Below are 15,821 nucleotides of genomic sequence, written 5' to 3'. Positions count from 1 at the left end.
GGTCCATGGTGGCCGTCAAGCCGCCGGACGTCGAGCGGGCGCTGCGATCGCTGCCGGCCGGCATCCAGCTCCTGCTTCTCTACGGTCCGGATGCGGGCCTCGTGAACGAGAGAGCCCGCAAGGCGGCCGAGAGTGTCGCCCGCGATCCCGCCGACCCCTTCCAGCTCGTCCGGATGGACGGGGATTCCGTCGCTGACCGGCCGGCGCGGTTGGTCGAGGAAGCCTCGACCTACAGCCTGCTGGCCGGCCCGCGGGTGATTCGCGTCGGGCCGACCTCCCGCAACATCTCGGGTGCGGTGGCCGAATGTCTGGCCGCGCCGCTGCCCGATACGCTGATCGTGGTCGAGGCGGGTGACCTGCAGCGCAGCTCACCGCTGCGCGCTGCCTGCGAAGCCTCGCCCCTGGCGCTGGCGCTGCCCTGCTACCCTGACAGCGAGCGCGATCTCGCGGCGGTGGTGGACGGTTTCATGGCCGCCGCAAACCTCCGCTTCGAGGGCGACGCGCGCGCCTTGCTCCTGGCCAGCCTCGGCGAAGACCGGCTCTCCAGCAGGACGGAACTCGAGAAGCTGACTTTGTTCTGCCACGGCCAGGAGACGGTGAGCGAGGAGGACGTGGAGGCTGTGATCAGCGACGCGTCGGGCCTCAGCATCGACGCGGCCTTGGACGCAGCCTTTTCTGGGCGTGTAGCGGCCTGGGACGCCGTCTGGGCGCAGCACCAGGCCCGCGGCACCAGCCCGGCTGCCCTCCTGTCCGGCGCCCTGCGGCACGCGCTGGCGCTCAGCACCGCCCGGGCGCGCTTGGATGAGGGTGACAGCCCGGACACCGCCATGACGAGCTGGAGGGGCCTGTCCCCGCGGCGCCGCGCCGCTGTGCAGCAGCAGCTGTCCCGCTGGCCCACCGCCACCCTGGCCGATGTCGTGTCGGCCCTGCAGGCGGCGACCCTTCGCAGCCGCCAAATGGCGCAGCTCAGCTCGGCGGTGACGGCCGCGAGCCTCTATCGGATCGCCAGCTACCCGGGATCGCGGTCCCGAACCGAGAGCTTGAGTGCCCGGCAAAGCGCGTCGAGCTGGTCCAGAGACCGGTAGCGGATCGTCAGCCGCCCCTCCTCGCCCCGCGAATCGATCTGGACCACGAGGCCCAGCATCTCCTCGAGATCGCGCTCGAGAGCCCGTGCATCGACATCCTCCGCCTTGGTCTGGCGCGGGCGACCGGGCCGGGCGGGCCGCGTTCCGTCCTCGCCCTCGCCCACCGGCTCGCGGCCGAGCCGCTCGACGTCGCGGACGGTGAGGCCGCGATCGACCACCCGCCGGGCCACGACCTCCGGATCGGGCACGGCCAGCAGGGCACGGCCATGGCCGGCCGAGAGCTCACCGCGGCTGATCAGGTCCCGAACGGAGTCGGGCAGCTTCAGCAGGCGCAGCGTGTTGGCGATGTGGCTGCGGCTCTTGCCGAGCGTGGTGCCGAGATCGGCCTGCGTGTAGCCGTGTTCGTCGATCAGGTGCTGGTAGCCGCGCGCCTCTTCCAGCGCGTTCAGGTCGCTGCGCTGCACGTTCTCGATGATGGCGAGTTCGAGCGCGAGGCGGTCATCCGCCTCCACCACCACCACCGGGACCTCGTGCAGGCCGGCGCGCTGGGCCGCCCGCCAGCGCCGCTCGCCGGCGATGATCTCGAAGGCGCCAGGAAGCTGGTTCAGCGACCGGACGATGATCGGTTGAATGATGCCGCGCTCGCGGATCGACGCGGTCAGATCCTCAAGCTCGGCCTCCGAAAAGGTCGTCCGCGGATTGCGCGGATTGCGCTTCAGAAACTCGACCGGCACCTGCTTGGCACCGGAGGGCCGCTCGGAGCTGGCGACGCCGTCGTCGAAATCTCCGATAAGGGCGGCGAGGCCGCGGCCGAGGCGGGCTCTCGGGGCCGCGGTGTCGTCGAGTCTGGCCGTCGTGGTGCTTCTCGTCATGCCGCAGCCCTCAGCGCGCGTTCTCGCTGGATCACCTCGGAGGCGAGCCGGAGGTAGGCTTGAGACCCCGCACAGCGAAGGTCGTAGAGGAGGGCGGGCTTGCCGTGTGACGGCGCCTCGGACACCCGGACGTTACGGGGAATGACCGTGTCGTAGACCTTGGCACCCATGAATTGTCGCACGTCCGCGACGACCTGGTTCGCCAGATTGTTGCGGGGATCGAACATGGTGAGCACGACACCATGGATCGTCAGCGCCGGGTTCAGCGTGGTCCTGACCTGCTCGACGCTCTTGAGGAGCTGGCTGAGCCCCTCCAGCGCGAAGAACTCGCATTGCAACGGAACCAGCACCGCGTCCGCGGCCGCCAACGCGTTGATGGTGAGGAGGTTCAGCGACGGCGGGCAATCGATCAGCACGTAGGTGAAGCGCGTCGCCTCGTCCGCCTCGGCAAGCGACGCGATGGCGTGGCGCAGGCGAACGGCCCGATCACGCTCCTGCGCGATCTCAAGTTCGACGCCGAGCAGGTCCATGGTGGACGGCGCGAGGAACAGGTTGGGGACCGCCGTCGGCTGCACCGCTTGGCGCAGTTCCGCATGACCGGCCATGACATGGTAGTTCGATACCGCACGGTGGCGTCGGTCGATCCCGAGACCCGTCGAGGCGTTTCCCTGCGGATCGAGGTCGATCACGAGGACGCGCTCGCCGATGGCGGCGAGGGCTGTGCCGAGATTGATGGCGGTGGTGGTCTTGCCGACACCCCCCTTCTGGTTCGCGAGGGCGAAGACCCGGGGCAGAGCGGGGGACCGAGATGTCGGCAAGGTGGTTCTCACTTCACGTCTCCCGGCTGTCGAGGGCCCTCGAACCGGGTGATGCGCAGGATGCGGCTCTCCGGATCCGTCCGGCTTTCGACCGCTTCGGCCTCAAAGGTCCAGGATTCGTGGGCTTCGGTCAATTCCGCCGCGTAGCCGCGGCCCTTCAGGAACAGGCCTGTGGCGCCGCTCCGCAACATCTCCTGTGAATAGCCGAGCAGGCGGGTCAGGGGGGCGAGCGCGCGCGCTGTCACGACGTCGGCCTGGCGGCCGGCGAGCGACAGCTCGATTCGGCCCTCGACGACCTCGGCGGCGACGCCCATCTGGCGCGCGGCGTGACGCAGAAAGGCGCACTTTCGGCTGTCACTCTCGACGAGGGTCACGTGTGGTATGCGGTCAGAAGCCGCAATCACGAGACCGGGAAGGCCGGCCCCCGCCCCCAGGTCGACCCAACGTTCGGCCTTAGGCGCCAGAGGAATCAGCTGCAGGCAGTCCTGGACATGACGCAGCCAGAAGGCATCGAGGGAGGCCGGTGAGACGAGGTTGATCACCTTCTGCCAAGCGCGAAGCTCGCGCTCGAAGATCTCGAGGCGACGCCGTGTTTCACGTGAAACATTCACAGGTCGGATCCGGATCGGGGGGCCGGCCGCTGCGCGGCTCGGGCGTGAGCGGCCAGGATCGTCAACGCGGCGGGCGTGATGCCTTCCAGGCGGGAGGCCTGGCCCAGCGTGGCCGGCTGGGCGAGATCGAGCCGGGAGCGGATCTCGGCCGAAAGCCCAGGCATCTGGCCGAAGGGCAAGCCGGCTGGGAGCGCGATCGCCTCCTCGCGACGGAAGGCGGCCAGGTCCTCCTGCTGCCGCGCGAGGTAGACCGAATAGGAGGCTTCCACCTCGACCCGGGCGGCCACATCCGGAGCAATGGCCCCGAGCTCGGGCCACACCCGTTCCAGGTCGCTGAGGGACATGCCGGGTCGCGACAGCAGCTCGAAGGCACTCCGCCGAGTCCCGTCCTGGTTGACCGTCAGGCCCGCCCGGGCGGCGGCCTGAGGCGTGACGGTGAGTTCGTGCAGTCTTGCACGGGCGGCGTCCAAGCGAGCCGTCAGGTCGCAGAACCGCGCGGACCTCTCCTGCGACACGGCCCCAAGGGCGGCCGCGACGGGGGTGAGGCGTTCGTCCGCATTGTCGATGCGAAGGCTCAGCCGGAACTCCGAGCGGGACGTGAACATGCGGTAGGGCTCGGTGACCCCCCGCGTCACGAGGTCATCGATCAGCACGCCGATATAGGAATCCGACCGCGGCAGGACGAGGCTGGCGCCGCCCGACGCCCGCAGGGCCGCGTTGAGACCGGCCACGGCGCCTTGAGCTGCCGCTTCCTCGTAACCGGTGGTGCCGTTGATCTGACCGGCCAGGAACAGGCGGCCGATCCTGGTGCTCTCCAGCGAGGCCGAGAGGGCGCGCGGATCGGCGTAATCGTATTCGATGGCGTAGCCCGGCCGGATCATGACGGCGCGTTCAAGGCCTGGGATTCCGGCCACCACCGCTCTCTGCACGTCCTCCGGCAGAGAGGTCGAAATGCCGTTCGGATAGACGACGGGGTCATCGAGACCCTCCGGCTCGAGAAAGACCTGGTGGCTGTCCCGGTCGGCGAAGCGCACCACCTTGTCCTCGATCGAGGGGCAATAGCGGGGACCAACGCCCTGGATCTGCCCGCTGAACAGCGGCGAGCGGTGCAAGGCCGCACGGATCGCGTCATGCACCTTCATCGTCGTGCGCGTGATGCCGCACTCGATCTGCGGCGTTCGGATGGCGTCGGTCATGAAGGAAAACGGGACCGGATCGCTGTCGCCGGCCTGGCGCTCGACCGCGCCCCAATCCACGGTCCGCCCGTCGAGCCGCGGCGGCGTCCCGGTCTTCAGCCGCCCCAGCGGCAGGCCGTGCCGCGCCAGCGTCGCGGCGAGATGGTCGGAGGGGCGCTCCCCATGTCGCCCCGCCCGGAAGCGCTGCTCGCCGATATGGATCACACCGCCCAGGAACGTGCCGGTGGTGATCACCAGCGCGCCGGCCGCGAGGCGACGTCCGTCCGCCAGGACGAGGGCGTTCACCTCGCCGTCCACCACCTCGAGGTCGGCCGCCTCGCCCTCGACCAGGGTGAGGTTCTGGGTTTCAGCCAGCAGGTCCTGCACGGCCCGGGCGTAAAGCTTGCGGTCCGCCTGGGTGCGGGGACCCCGGACAGCTGGGCCCTTGCGGCGGTTGAGAAGGCGGAACTGGATGCCCGCCCGGTCCGCGGCCCGGCCCATCAAGCCGTCGAGCGCATCCACCTCGCGCACGAGGTGGCCCTTGCCGAGCCCGCCAATGGCCGGGTTGCACGACATCGTCCCGACCGTCGCCAGGGACTGGGTGACAAGCGCCGTGCGGGCCCCAAGGCGTGCGGCCGCGCTCGCGGCTTCCGCCCCGGCGTGACCTCCCCCGACCACGACCACGTCGAAGCCTCGGACCTGATCAAGGGCCTGAGCCCCAGCAAAGCCCTGCTCGGCCATTCGCGTCACCAGCTTCTATTTTCCGATGCAGAAGGACGAAAAAATGCGGTCCAGCACGTCGTCCGGAGACACATGCCCGGACACGCGCCCGAGCGCCCGCAAGGCGAGCCGCACATCCTCGGCCACGAGTTCGGGGTGGCCCGTGTGCTCCGCAACAAGGGCGCGAGCGAGGCATTCCTGCGCGTCGGCCAGGAGCACGCGGTGACGTTCCCGCGTGAGGAGGGCATCCCCGTCGCCGGTCATGCGAAGTTCGGCCTCGGCCCGGATGGCCTCGAGCAGCTCCGGTACGCCGTCGCCGCTCGCTGCTGAGACCACGCTCGACCCTTCCTGCAAGGCCCCTCTTTGGCCGAGATCTGATTTGGTCCAGACCCGGCGCCAGCCGCCGCTTGGGGGCAGGTGGGGCTGCGTTGGCGCCTCGCCGAGAGGCTGGAGCCAGAGCACCAGCTCGGCATCCTGCATGCGCTGGAGGGCCCGGCTCACGCCCTCCCGCTCGATCGCCTCGTCGCTGTCCCGCAGGCCGGCCGTGTCGACGAACACCACCGGCAGCCCGCCGAGATCGCACCGCACCTCGATCATGTCGCGCGTGGTGCCCGCAACAGGCGATACGATGGCGACGTCGCGCCCCGCGATAGCATTCAGCAGCGTCGATTTTCCCGCATTCGGCGCGCCGGCGATGACCACGGTGAGCCCGTCCCGCACACGCTCACCGCGCTCTCCGGAGCTCAGCGCGGTCGCGATCTCGTCTCGGAGATGCCGGATCTCGGTCGGGACCGGCCCGTCCACATCGGTCGGCACGTCGTCTTCGTCGGAGAAATCGAGCCCGGCCTCGCACAGGGCGGAGACGCCAATGAGACGTTCGCGCCACCGCCGCACCTGATGCCCGAGCGTTCCCTCGAGCTGGCGCAGGGCCTGTCGGCGTTGCGCTTCGGTCTCGGCGTCGATGAGATCGGCCAGTCCTTCGACGGCGGTGAGGTCGAGCTTGCCGTTGAGAAAGGCGCGCCGGGTGAATTCACCGGGCTCGGCGGCACGGAGTTGCGGTCGCGCGGCGAGCGCACGCAGAACCGAGGCCCGGACGGCCAAGCCGCCGTGAATGTGCAATTCGGCCTGGTCCTCGCCCGTGAAGGTGCCGGGCCCCGGCAGCCATACCACCATGGCCTGATCGAGAGGTTCGCCTGTGTCGGGCCCGCGCAGGGTTCGCAGCGTCAAGGCCCGGGCCGGCGGTGCCGGGCGGCCGGTCAGAGTGGCGAGCGTGGCCAGGCTGTCCGGCCCGCTCAGCCGGATCACGCAGATCGCGCTGCGGCCGAAGCCCGACGCGACGGCGAAGATCGTGTCCGGACCCTGGCCGCCGGGGCGGGTCCCCGAGGCTGCCACGAGGCTGCTCGAGGCTCGCGCGAGATCGGTCGCTTAGGTGTTCATCGAGTCGAAGAAGTCGCCGTTCGTCTTGGTCTGCCGCAGCTTGTCCAGAAGGAACTCGATCGCGTCGACCGTGCCCATCGGGTTGAGAATGCGGCGCAGCACGTACATCTTCTTGAGGACGTCGGCCGGAACCAGCAGTTCCTCTTTCCGCGTTCCCGAGCGGGTGATGTCGAGAGCCGGAAAGATGCGCTTGTCGGAGACTTTCCGGTCGAGGATGATCTCGGAGTTACCCGTACCCTTGAACTCCTCGAAGATGACCTCGTCCATGCGCGAGCCGGTGTCGATCAGTGCGGTCGCGATGATGGTCAGCGATCCGCCTTCCTCGATGTTGCGGGCCGCGCCGAAGAAGCGCTTCGGCCGCTGCAGGGCGTTCGCGTCGACACCGCCAGTCAGCACCTTGCCGGAGGACGGCACCACCGTGTTGTAGGCGCGCCCGAGCCGGGTGATGGAATCGAGCAGGATGACCACGTCCTTGCCGTGCTCGACCAGGCGCTTGGCCTTTTCGATCACCATCTCGGCGACCTGCACGTGGCGCTGCGCCGGCTCGTCGAAGGTCGAAGAGATGACCTCGCCCTTCACCGAGCGCTGCATGTCGGTCACCTCCTCGGGCCGCTCGTCGATGAGCAGCACGATGAGGTAGCAATCGGCATGATTCGCCGTGACGGACTTGGCGATGTTCTGAAGAAGAACCGTCTTGCCGGTGCGGGGCGGCGCCACGATGAGGGCGCGCTGGCCTTTTCCGATCGGGGCGACGACGTCGATGATCCGAGCCGAGAAGTCCTTCTTGCCTGGCTCATCGTGCTCGAGACGAATGCGTTCGTCCGGATAGAGAGGCGTCAGGTTGTCGAAATGGACCTTGTGCTTGATCTTCTCCGGGTCTTCGAAGTTGATCGTGTTGACCTTGAGAAGAGCGAAGTAGCGTTCGCCTTCCTTGGGACCCCGGATCGGCCCCTCAACCGTGTCACCCGTGCGGAGTCCGAAGCGCCGAATCTGGGACGGCGAGACATAGATGTCGTCCGGTCCGGGCAGATAGTTCGAATCGGAAGACCGCAGAAAGCCGAACCCGTCCAGCAGCACTTCCACCACGCCCTGACCGACGATTTCGGTCTCCCGGGCGGCGAGCTGCTTGAGGATCGCGAACATGAGCTCCTGCTTGCGCATGGTGCTCGCATTCTCGACCTCGACCTCCTCGGCGAATGTCAGCAATTCCGTTGCCGACTTGGCTTTCAGGTCTTCAAGTTTGACTTCCCTCATGGGGGAGCACTCTCGCTAGGGATCGCGGGGCCGGGACTTGGGCGGGACGGAAGCGACAGGATGGCCCGGTTCAGACGCGCCTGTGTTGCGAGCCCCTGGGGCTCCACGCTCGGCGACCTGTCGGTTGGGAGAGCGCGACTATAGGGCTGTCCGGCCTTCCCCTCAAGGGCAAACCGCGGGAAATCCTCAGAAGGGCTTCAGGACGACCAGGAGCACGATCCCGATCATCAGGACGGTCGGGATCTCGTTGAGAATGCGATAGTGTCGCGCCGAGCGCGTGTTCGCATCCTCGGCGAAGCGCCGCACCCTCACGGCCAGAAGGCCGTGCACGCCTGACAGCGCGAGGACGAGCGCGAGCTTCCCGTGAAGCCACCCAGACCGGAAGAAGCCCGCGTCCCAGGCGAGCCACAGCCCGGCAGCCCAGGTGACCACCATGGCGGGCGTCATGATCGCCCGAAGCAGCCGCCGCTCCATGACCTTGAATGTCTCGGATTGCGCCGAGCCGGGCTGCGCGTCGGCATGGTACACGAACAGCCGCGGCAGATAGAGCATGCCGGCCATCCAGGAGATTACGGCCAGGATGTGCAGCGACTTGACCAGAAGGTAGGTCACGCGGCGCTCCGGATCCGGGCCAGCAAGCGGGCTACGTTCTCGACGGGTGTGTCCTTCGAGATGCCGTGCCCGAGGTTGAAGATGTGCGGGCGGCCCCGCACGGCCTCCAGCACCCGGTCCACCCCCCGATCGAGCGCCGCCCCGCCTTCCAGCAGCAGGTTCGGATCGAGATTGCCCTGGGAGGCGACCCCCGCCGGCAGACTTGCGAGCGCGGTCGGCAGGTCGGTGTCCTGGTCGATGCCGATCGCGGCGGCGCCCAGGGCCGCGTAATCGGCGAGCCGGCGGCCCTGCCCCCGCGGAAACACGATGATGCGGCTTCCGGGCCGGCGCTCCAGAACCCCAGCCATGATGCGGCCGATGGGTCGGAGCGACAGCGTCTCGAGTAGATCCTCCGGCAGCGAACCGGCGTGGCTCTCGAAGATTTGGACCGCCTGCGCACCGGCCTCGAGCTGGGCGACGAGATACGTGATGCTCGATTCGACCAGCCGCTCGATCAGCGCGGCGAAGAAGCCCGGGTCGGTCCGGGCTGCCGCCAGCGCGGGTCCCTGATCCGGCGTTCCCCGGCCGGCCACCATATAGGCCGCAACGGTCCAGGGTGCCCCGCAGAAGCCGAGCAGCGTCGTTTCGGCAGGGAGCTGCGCCCGGATCAGCCGCACGGCCTGCATGACCGGGGCAACGCGCTCCAGGGGCAGGCTGGAGGCCAAGCGATCCAGACCCTCGCGGTCGACGGTCGGCCGCAGCCTCGGGCCCTCGCCGGCGTCGAGGCGGAATTCGGCGCCGAGCGCGTCCGGCACGATCAGGATGTCGGAGAACAGGATGGACCCGTCGAAGCCGAAGCGGCGAATGGGCTGGAGCGTCACCTCGGCCGCAAGCTCGGGCGTGTAGCAGAGCCGCGTGAAGGAGCCCGCCTCCGCCCGGGTGGCCAGATATTCGGGGAGATAGCGACCGGCCTGCCGCATGATCCAGACCGGCGGGGGCCAGAGGGCCTCGCCGGCGAGAACCCGCATGAGAGGCCTGTCGTTCACACCCACCCTGTCGCTCCTAAAATCTTAGAATCTTTAATGAGACTCTCTCCTCTTTCTCTTGGGCCGTGGCTTACGGGGCCGCAATCCTGTCCACAGCGGCTGCACAGGTGTGGCGCCGCGCCGGGGCGGAAGGCCGCAGCGATTCCGCATGTGTTAACGAGGTGTTAACGGCCGGCGGCCGGCGGGCTTCGGTTTGGTCCCCGATGACTCGCGGCGTGCATCCCGCATTGTCAGAATCTGGACAGCCTGGCCCCGCTGTCCCGCCCCGTTTGCCTGGACCCACTCCGTTGGGTCCGATATCCACACCCGTCGACTCCTTACGCACAGGGTCCGGAGCTCGTGGGCCGCAGCTATTTCCACCTCCACCTCGTGTCGGATTCGACGGGCGAGACGCTGATCGCGGTCGCCCGGGCGGCTACCGCTCAATACGAAGGCGTGTCGGCGATCGAGCACGTCTACCCGCTCGTGCGCTCGTCGCGGCAGCTCGACCGCGTCCTCTCGGAAATCGACACCGCGCCCGGAATCGTCCTCTACACTCTCGTGGACCAGGACCTCGCGGTGCGGCTCGAGGAGAAGTGCCGGGAGGTCGGCTGCCCTCACCTGTCGGTGCTGGCGCCGGTCCACGCGCTGCTCGAATCCTATGTCGGCACGGTGTCGCGGGCGCGTCCCGGTGCGCAGCACGTCCTCAACGCCGATTATTTCAAGCGCATCGACGCCATGAATTTCACGCTGCTGCACGACGACGGGCAGCTGCCGGACGACCTGGACGAGGCGGATGTGGTTCTGGTCGGTGTGAGCCGCACCTCAAAGACGCCGACGTCCATCTATCTGGCGAACCGCGGCCTGAAGACCGCCAACATCCCGCTGGTGCCCGGGCACGAGCCGCCGCCGGCTCTGCACCGCACCCGGCGGGCGCTGGTGGTGGGCCTCGTGGCCTCGCCCGAGCGGATCGTGCAGATCCGGCAGAACCGGCTGCTCTCCCTCAATGCCGACGAGGACACGGCCTATGTCGACCGCGATCTCGTGGCCGAGGAGGTGGCGTTCTCGCGACGCTTCTGCGCCCGCAATAACTGGCCGACCATCGACGTCACGCGCCGGTCCATTGAGGAAACGGCGGCCGCCATCGTGGACCTGTACCGGGCGCACGCGCTGAAATTCATCGCCACCTGACACGACCGGGATCTGCCGGGCGCCCCTGCGGCGCCCGCGAAGAGCATCCCGGCCGAGGACCCAGCATGAACGCCTTCGTTATCGGCCACCCGATCGCGCATTCCCGGTCGCCCCTGATCCATGGTCACTGGCTGCGGGAGCACGGCATCGCGGGCGCCTACCGGCGCATCGACGTGCCGCCCGGGGAATTGGCCGACTTTGTCTCCGGCTTCGCCCGGCAGGGCTATGTCGGCGGAAACGTCACCGTGCCGCACAAGGAGAAGGCCTTCGAGCTCGCGTCCCGCCGCACCGCCCGGGCCGAGCGGCTCGGGGCCGTGAACGTGCTCAAGGCTCTGCCAGGAGGCGAGGTCTGGGGCGACAACACGGACGGGGTCGGCTTTGCCGACAGCATCGGGGAGGCGATCGGGCCGGGTTGGGAGCGGGAGGTTTCGGTCGCCGTCGTGGTTGGAGCGGGCGGGGCTGCGCGCGCCATCGTTGGCGCGCTTCTGGACCTCGGCATCCCCCGGGTGCGGATCGCCAACCGGACGCCGGGCCGGGCCGCCGACCTCGTGCGTTTCGATCCGGCCCGGGTCGAGCCGATCGGCTGGGACGAACTTCCCCTCGCCGTGGAGGGGGCGGACCTTCTGGTGAACACCACCACCCTCGGCATGAAGGGCCAGCCGGCGCTGGATCTCGCGCTGGACCGGCTGCCCGAGGGCGCGGTCGTGGCCGACGCCGTCTATGTCCCGCTCGAGACGCCCCTCCTCGAGGCCGCGAAACGGCGGGGGCTGCGCACCGTGGGGGGGCTGGGCATGCTCCTCCACCAGGCCGTTCCGGCCTTCGAGAGCTGGTTCGGCGTGCGGCCGCGCGTCACCCCGGAGCTCAGGAGCCTCATCGAGGCCGACGTCGAGGCGGGCCGGTGACCTTTTTGCTCGGCCTCACGGGCTCGATCGGCATGGGCAAGTCCACCACGGCCGCCATGTTCCGGGCCGCAGGCGTGCCGGTCCACGACGCGGACGCGGCCGTGCACCGGCTCTACAGCGGCCGGGCCGTCGCTCCGATCGAGGCGGCGTTTCCGGGAACCACGGCCGACGGTCGCGTCGACCGCACCCGCCTCGGAGCGATCGTGCTGGGCAACCCGGATGCGCTGTGCCGCCTCGAACGGATCGTGCATCCTCTGGTCCGGGCCGAGGAGCTGGACTTCGTGGGACGGGCCGCGGCTTCGGGCGCGCCGATCGCGGTGCTGGACGTCCCGCTCCTGTTCGAGGCCGGCGGCGAGCACCGGGTAGATGCCGTGGTGACCGTCACGGCGCCCGCTGCGGTGCAGCGCCAGCGGGTGCTGTCGCGCCCCGGAATGGACGCGGCCAAGCTCGACGCCATCCTGGCCAGGCAGGTGCCCGACGCCGAGAAGCGGTCGCGGTCGCATTTCCTGGTGGATACGGGGCACGGGATCGCTCGCGCCGAGGCCCAGGTCACCGGTATCCTGCGGGCGCTGGCGGGCCGCTTCGGCCATGCGGCCTCTCACCGGGATTCCCGCCCTGCCCGCCCTGCGTGAAATCGTCTTCGACACCGAAACGACCGGCATCGACCATGCCACGGGCGACCGCGTCGTCGAGTTCGGCGGGATCGAGCTGCTCAACCACATCCCGACCGGGCGGCACTTCCACCGCTACATCAACCCCGAGCGCCCGGTGGAGAAGGGAGCGTTCGAGGTGCACGGCCTGTCGGATGCGTTTCTGGCCGGGCAGCCGCCCTTCCGGGCCATTGCGGACGAGCTGAGAGAGTTTCTCGGCGACGCGCAACTCGTCGCGCACAACGCGCAGTTCGATTTCGGCTTTCTGAATGCCGAGTTCGCCAGGACAGGCCATCAGCTCCTGTCGGCGGAGCGCGTGGTCGACACGCTGGTGCTGGCGCGGCGGAAACATCCGAACGCGTCAAACAGCCTCGATGCCCTGTGCAGCCGCTACGGCATCGACAGCTCGCGCCGCGTGAAGCACGGCGCCCTGCTCGATTCGGAGCTGTTGGCGGACGTGTATATCGAGCTGCTCGGTGGGCGGCAGACCGATCTCGGGCTGGCGGTCATCCGGGAGACGGTGCGACCGATCCTCGTTGCCCGCTCCCCGGCGGCCCCCCGGTCCGAAAGGCCGGACCGGATCCGCCTGCAGGCGCAGGAGCGGGAGGCACATGCCGCCTTCGTGGCGACGCTGGGCTCGGCGCCCCTTTGGAGCCGCTATCTCGGCGAGGCCGAGAGCGGCGGCTCCGCTTAGGTCAGCTCGCGGCGCCGAATGGCGCGGGCTGGTCGGCTCCGCCGGCTTCGGCCTTCTGCCGATACAGCCCCACGAAATCGATCGGGTCGATGTAGAGCGGCGGGAAGCCGCCGTTGCGAACCGCTTCCGCCACGATCTGCCGGGCGAAGGGGAACAGCAGGCGCGGACACTCGATCATGATCACGGGATGGAGGTCGCTCGGCGGAATGTTCCGCGCCCGGAACACGCCCGAATAGGTGAGGTCGAAGGCGAACAGCACCTCGTCCCCGACCTTGGCGTTGCCCTCGAGCGAGAGATCCACCTCGAAATCCGTCTCGGCCAGCTGCTTGGCGTTGACGTTGACCTGGATGGAGATCTGGGGGCTCTGCTGCTGCGGCTGCAGCGACCGGGGCGCGTTCGGGTTCTCGAACGAGATGTCCTTCGCGTATTGCGCCAGGGCGTTGAGCTGAGGCCCTTCGCCGGCCTGGGCCTGTGCGGCGGCGGGATGAGCGCCGTTACCTGCCGGGGTTTCGGCCATACTCGACTCCTGTAGGACGGGAGAGATTCGGCTGGCAACGCCACGCCGCGGCCGCCCTGTTCGAGCCGGGCTTGCCGATGAACCCGCGCTATCATGCTTCGCGGAGGGTCACAAGGAGACCGATCCCGCCTTGCTTGTGGTTGGCGAGGGTGGATGTTACGCACCTTGCCTCCCATATGGCGGTTGTCGTGGTTGTGGCGGCAGCCGGAGAACCGCGTCAGATCCGGGGCCCGAGGTCAAAGATCCGTTCGATGCAAGAATCGTTCGACGTGACGACCCTCGTCTTTCTGGCGCTCGCCGTCTTCGTGATCTGGCGCCTGCGGTCCGTGCTGGGTCAGAAGACCGGACAGGAGCAGCCGCCGGCCGACCCGTTCGCTCGCCGCGAGACCGCCGACACGTCGCGGCCCGCCGGGCAGCCCACCGATAACGTCGTGCGCTTGCCGACCGGCGGCCCGGATCGCGCCCCGCCGGCCCCTCCGGCGCCGGACCGCTGGGCCGGGGTGGCGGAGCCGGACAGCCCGGTCGCCCGCGGCCTTGACGAGATCAACAAGATCGAGCCGGGCTTCGACGCCAAGGCGTTCGCGGAAGGCGCCAAGTCGGCCTACGAGATGATCGTGACCGCCTTCGCGCAGGGCGACGTGAAGACCCTCAAGACGCTGCTGTCGCGCGATGTGTTCGAGGGCTTCGAGCGCGCCATTCAGGAGCGCGAGAAGCGCGGCGACAAGGCCGAGACCACCTTCGTGTCCATCGACAAGGGTGACATCACGGCGGTCGATTGCCGGAACCGCGTGGCGCAGATCACCATGCGATTCGTCTCCAAGCTGATCACCTCGACCCGGAACGCCTCGGGCGCCGTGATCGAAGGCGACCCGGAAGCCGTGGTCGACGTCACGGATGTGTGGACCTTTGCCCGCACCCTCGGCACCCGCGACCCGAACTGGCAGCTGGTCGCCACCGAAGCCGGGCAGTGACACCTCGCGGCGCCGGACCGACGGGCTCCCTGTGCCGCGGCCTCGGTCCCTCCGCATCGGACTCTCCGCCGCGGCGCTGAGCCTCCTCTGGACGGCGGCAGCGCCTGCCGGCCCCGCCCCCGCCGGGTTTGACCAGCTGACCGGCTGGGACGCCGACGACCACCGCGCCGCCCTCGACGCCTTTCGGACGAGCTGTCCTGCTGTTCGGCGCAGGCCTGGCAGCCTCGCTGCGGCCTGCCGGGCGGCAGCCGCGCTGCCAAAAAATGCCTCATCCGTGGACGCGCGGCAGTTCTTCGAGCGCTTCTTCGAGCCGGTCGATGTGATCGATCGCGGGTTTCTGACCGGCTATTACGAACCCGAACTGGCCGGCTCGCTGACCCCCGAAGGCGGGTTCAGGACACCGCTTCTCGGCCGCCCGGCCGGGTTCGTGGGCAAGGGCTCGGGCCCGACGCCGCCCGGGTGGCCGCCCGGGATGACGGCCGCCCGCCGGACGGCATCCGGCCTGCAGGCCTTTCCGGACCGGGCCGCGATCGAGGGCGGGGCTCTCGGGGAGGCCGCCCGGCCCATCGTCTACCTGGCCGATCCGGTGGACGCCTTCATGGTCCATATCCAGGGCTCAGCACGGGTCAGACTCGGCGACGGGCGCCTGCTCCGGGTCGGGTTCGACGGGCGCAACGGTCATCCCTACACGCCGGTCGCCCGGGTGCTGGCCGATCAGGAAGGCACGCCCCGGGCCGAGATGACGGCCGACCGGCTGGTGGCCTGGCTGAAGGCCCATCCGGACCGCGCGCCGGCCGTGATGCAGGCGAACCGGTCGTACATTTTCTTTCGGGCGACCGAGGTGGCGTCCGAGGCCGGACCGATCGGAGCCGCCGGCGTGCCCCTCACGACCGGGCGCAGCCTGGCCGTCGACCCCTCCCACGCCTCCTACGGCACGCCCATCTGGCTCGACGGCAGCATTCCGGCTCCCGGTGGAGCGACCGAGCCGCTGCGCCGCCTGGTGGTGGCGCAGGATACGGGCGCGGCCATCACCGGCCGGGGACGCGGCGACCTGTTCTTTGGATCGGGCGCCGAAGCCGGCGCCCGGGCGAGCCTCGTGCGCCATCCAGTGCGCTGGGTGGTGCTCCGCCCGAAGCGGCCGGACCGGCCAGGGCCTCGGCCATGAGGCGTCCCTCCCGTCGTGCCCTGACCGGCGAGGAGCGCCGGCTCTGGGCGGAGATCGCCCGTTCGGTGCGGCCGCTCGCCGGCCGCGGTGCTCCGGAATGGGTGCCGCCCCCAGCCCCTCCGGCCCCGGCGCCGGCGCCCCCT

The 15,821-nt window shown here is 69.4% G+C and carries 16 protein-coding genes; 7 read left to right on the top strand and 9 right to left on the bottom strand.

Annotated features, from left to right (window positions below):
- Window positions 1-5: 5 nt before the first annotated feature.
- Window positions 6-1,085: a DNA polymerase III subunit delta gene (holA, locus tag JWR86_RS03660; RefSeq protein WP_299560875.1), complete on the top strand. Its 1,080-nt coding sequence runs from the start codon at window positions 6-8 to the stop codon at window positions 1,083-1,085.
- Here the strand turns inward: holA and JWR86_RS03655 are convergent.
- The 8 genes from JWR86_RS03655 to hemE all read right to left on the bottom strand — a co-directional run bounded on the left by JWR86_RS03655 (window position 1,010) and on the right by hemE (window position 9,591).
- Window positions 1,010-1,957, bottom strand: coding sequence for a ParB/RepB/Spo0J family partition protein (locus JWR86_RS03655; protein WP_299560873.1), 948 nt, complete (start codon window positions 1,955-1,957; stop codon window positions 1,010-1,012). The two genes, holA and JWR86_RS03655, sit on opposite strands and share 76 nt — an antisense overlap.
- Window positions 1,954-2,775, bottom strand: a complete 822-nt coding sequence (locus JWR86_RS03650; RefSeq protein ID WP_299560870.1) for a ParA family protein — start codon at window positions 2,773-2,775, stop codon at window positions 1,954-1,956. The genes JWR86_RS03655 and JWR86_RS03650 overlap by 4 nt, the downstream gene beginning before the upstream one ends.
- A gap of 8 nt (window positions 2,776-2,783) precedes the next feature.
- The gene (gene rsmG / locus JWR86_RS03645; RefSeq protein WP_299560914.1) at window positions 2,784-3,395 is read right to left on the bottom strand and encodes a 16S rRNA (guanine(527)-N(7))-methyltransferase RsmG; all 612 of its coding nucleotides are present in this window, start codon (window positions 3,393-3,395) and stop codon (window positions 2,784-2,786) included.
- On the bottom strand, window positions 3,383-5,302 hold the full coding sequence (gene mnmG, locus JWR86_RS03640) for a tRNA uridine-5-carboxymethylaminomethyl(34) synthesis enzyme MnmG (protein ID WP_299560911.1): 1,920 nt from the start codon (window positions 5,300-5,302) through the stop codon (window positions 3,383-3,385). Before mnmG ends, rsmG begins: the two co-directional genes overlap by 13 nt.
- Before the next feature lie 15 nt (window positions 5,303-5,317).
- Window positions 5,318-6,673, bottom strand: coding sequence for a tRNA uridine-5-carboxymethylaminomethyl(34) synthesis GTPase MnmE (gene mnmE, locus JWR86_RS03635; protein WP_299560867.1), 1,356 nt, complete (start codon window positions 6,671-6,673; stop codon window positions 5,318-5,320).
- Between the two features lie 33 nt (window positions 6,674-6,706).
- Window positions 6,707-7,972: a transcription termination factor Rho gene (gene rho / locus JWR86_RS03630; protein ID WP_299560864.1), complete on the bottom strand. Its 1,266-nt coding sequence runs from the start codon at window positions 7,970-7,972 to the stop codon at window positions 6,707-6,709.
- A gap of 186 nt (window positions 7,973-8,158) precedes the next feature.
- Complete coding sequence (gene hemJ, locus JWR86_RS03625) at window positions 8,159-8,584, bottom strand: protoporphyrinogen oxidase HemJ (RefSeq protein ID WP_299560861.1); 426 nt, start codon at window positions 8,582-8,584, stop codon at window positions 8,159-8,161.
- Window positions 8,581-9,591, bottom strand: a complete 1,011-nt coding sequence (gene hemE, locus JWR86_RS03620; protein ID WP_299560858.1) for a uroporphyrinogen decarboxylase — start codon at window positions 9,589-9,591, stop codon at window positions 8,581-8,583. The genes hemJ and hemE overlap by 4 nt, the downstream gene beginning before the upstream one ends.
- A gap of 357 nt (window positions 9,592-9,948) precedes the next feature.
- Between hemE and JWR86_RS03615 the strand changes: the two genes are divergently transcribed.
- From JWR86_RS03615 to dnaQ, 4 genes are all read left to right on the top strand, one after another.
- Window positions 9,949-10,779 carry a pyruvate, water dikinase regulatory protein gene (locus JWR86_RS03615; protein ID WP_299560855.1) on the top strand — a complete coding sequence of 277 codons (831 nt, stop codon included), beginning with the start codon at window positions 9,949-9,951 and terminating at the stop codon, window positions 10,777-10,779.
- A gap of 65 nt (window positions 10,780-10,844) precedes the next feature.
- Entirely contained in the window at window positions 10,845-11,681 is an 837-nt protein-coding gene (locus JWR86_RS03610) for a shikimate dehydrogenase (RefSeq protein WP_299560852.1), read from the top strand.
- Window positions 11,678-12,313: a dephospho-CoA kinase gene (coaE, locus tag JWR86_RS03605; protein WP_299560849.1), complete on the top strand. Its 636-nt coding sequence runs from the start codon at window positions 11,678-11,680 to the stop codon at window positions 12,311-12,313. The genes JWR86_RS03610 and coaE overlap by 4 nt, the downstream gene beginning before the upstream one ends.
- Window positions 12,270-13,025 (top strand): DNA polymerase III subunit epsilon, encoded by a 756-nt coding sequence (gene dnaQ, locus JWR86_RS03600; RefSeq protein ID WP_299560846.1) that lies wholly within the window; start codon window positions 12,270-12,272, stop codon window positions 13,023-13,025. Before coaE ends, dnaQ begins: the two co-directional genes overlap by 44 nt.
- A 1-nt stretch (window position 13,026) precedes the next feature.
- Here the strand turns inward: dnaQ and secB are convergent, their stop codons facing one another.
- On the bottom strand, window positions 13,027-13,542 hold the full coding sequence (secB, locus tag JWR86_RS03595) for a protein-export chaperone SecB (RefSeq protein ID WP_299560843.1): 516 nt from the start codon (window positions 13,540-13,542) through the stop codon (window positions 13,027-13,029).
- A 251-nt stretch (window positions 13,543-13,793) separates the two neighbouring features.
- Between secB and JWR86_RS03590 the strand changes: the two genes are divergently transcribed.
- Together JWR86_RS03590 and JWR86_RS03585 are read left to right on the top strand one after the other, a co-directional pair.
- The gene (locus JWR86_RS03590; RefSeq protein ID WP_299560840.1) at window positions 13,794-14,513 is read left to right on the top strand and encodes a Tim44/TimA family putative adaptor protein; all 720 of its coding nucleotides are present in this window, start codon (window positions 13,794-13,796) and stop codon (window positions 14,511-14,513) included.
- Between the two features lie 274 nt (window positions 14,514-14,787).
- Complete coding sequence (locus JWR86_RS03585) at window positions 14,788-15,678, top strand: MltA domain-containing protein (protein WP_366914535.1); 891 nt, start codon at window positions 14,788-14,790, stop codon at window positions 15,676-15,678.
- Window positions 15,679-15,821 lie beyond the last annotated feature (143 nt).

This window comes from Enterovirga sp. (assembly GCF_028290205.1).
In the GTDB taxonomy this organism is placed as follows: Bacteria; Pseudomonadota; Alphaproteobacteria; order Rhizobiales; family Beijerinckiaceae; genus Enterovirga.
The sequence above is the reverse complement of the archived record's forward strand: the minus strand, read 5'-3'. Positions and strand labels throughout refer to the sequence as shown.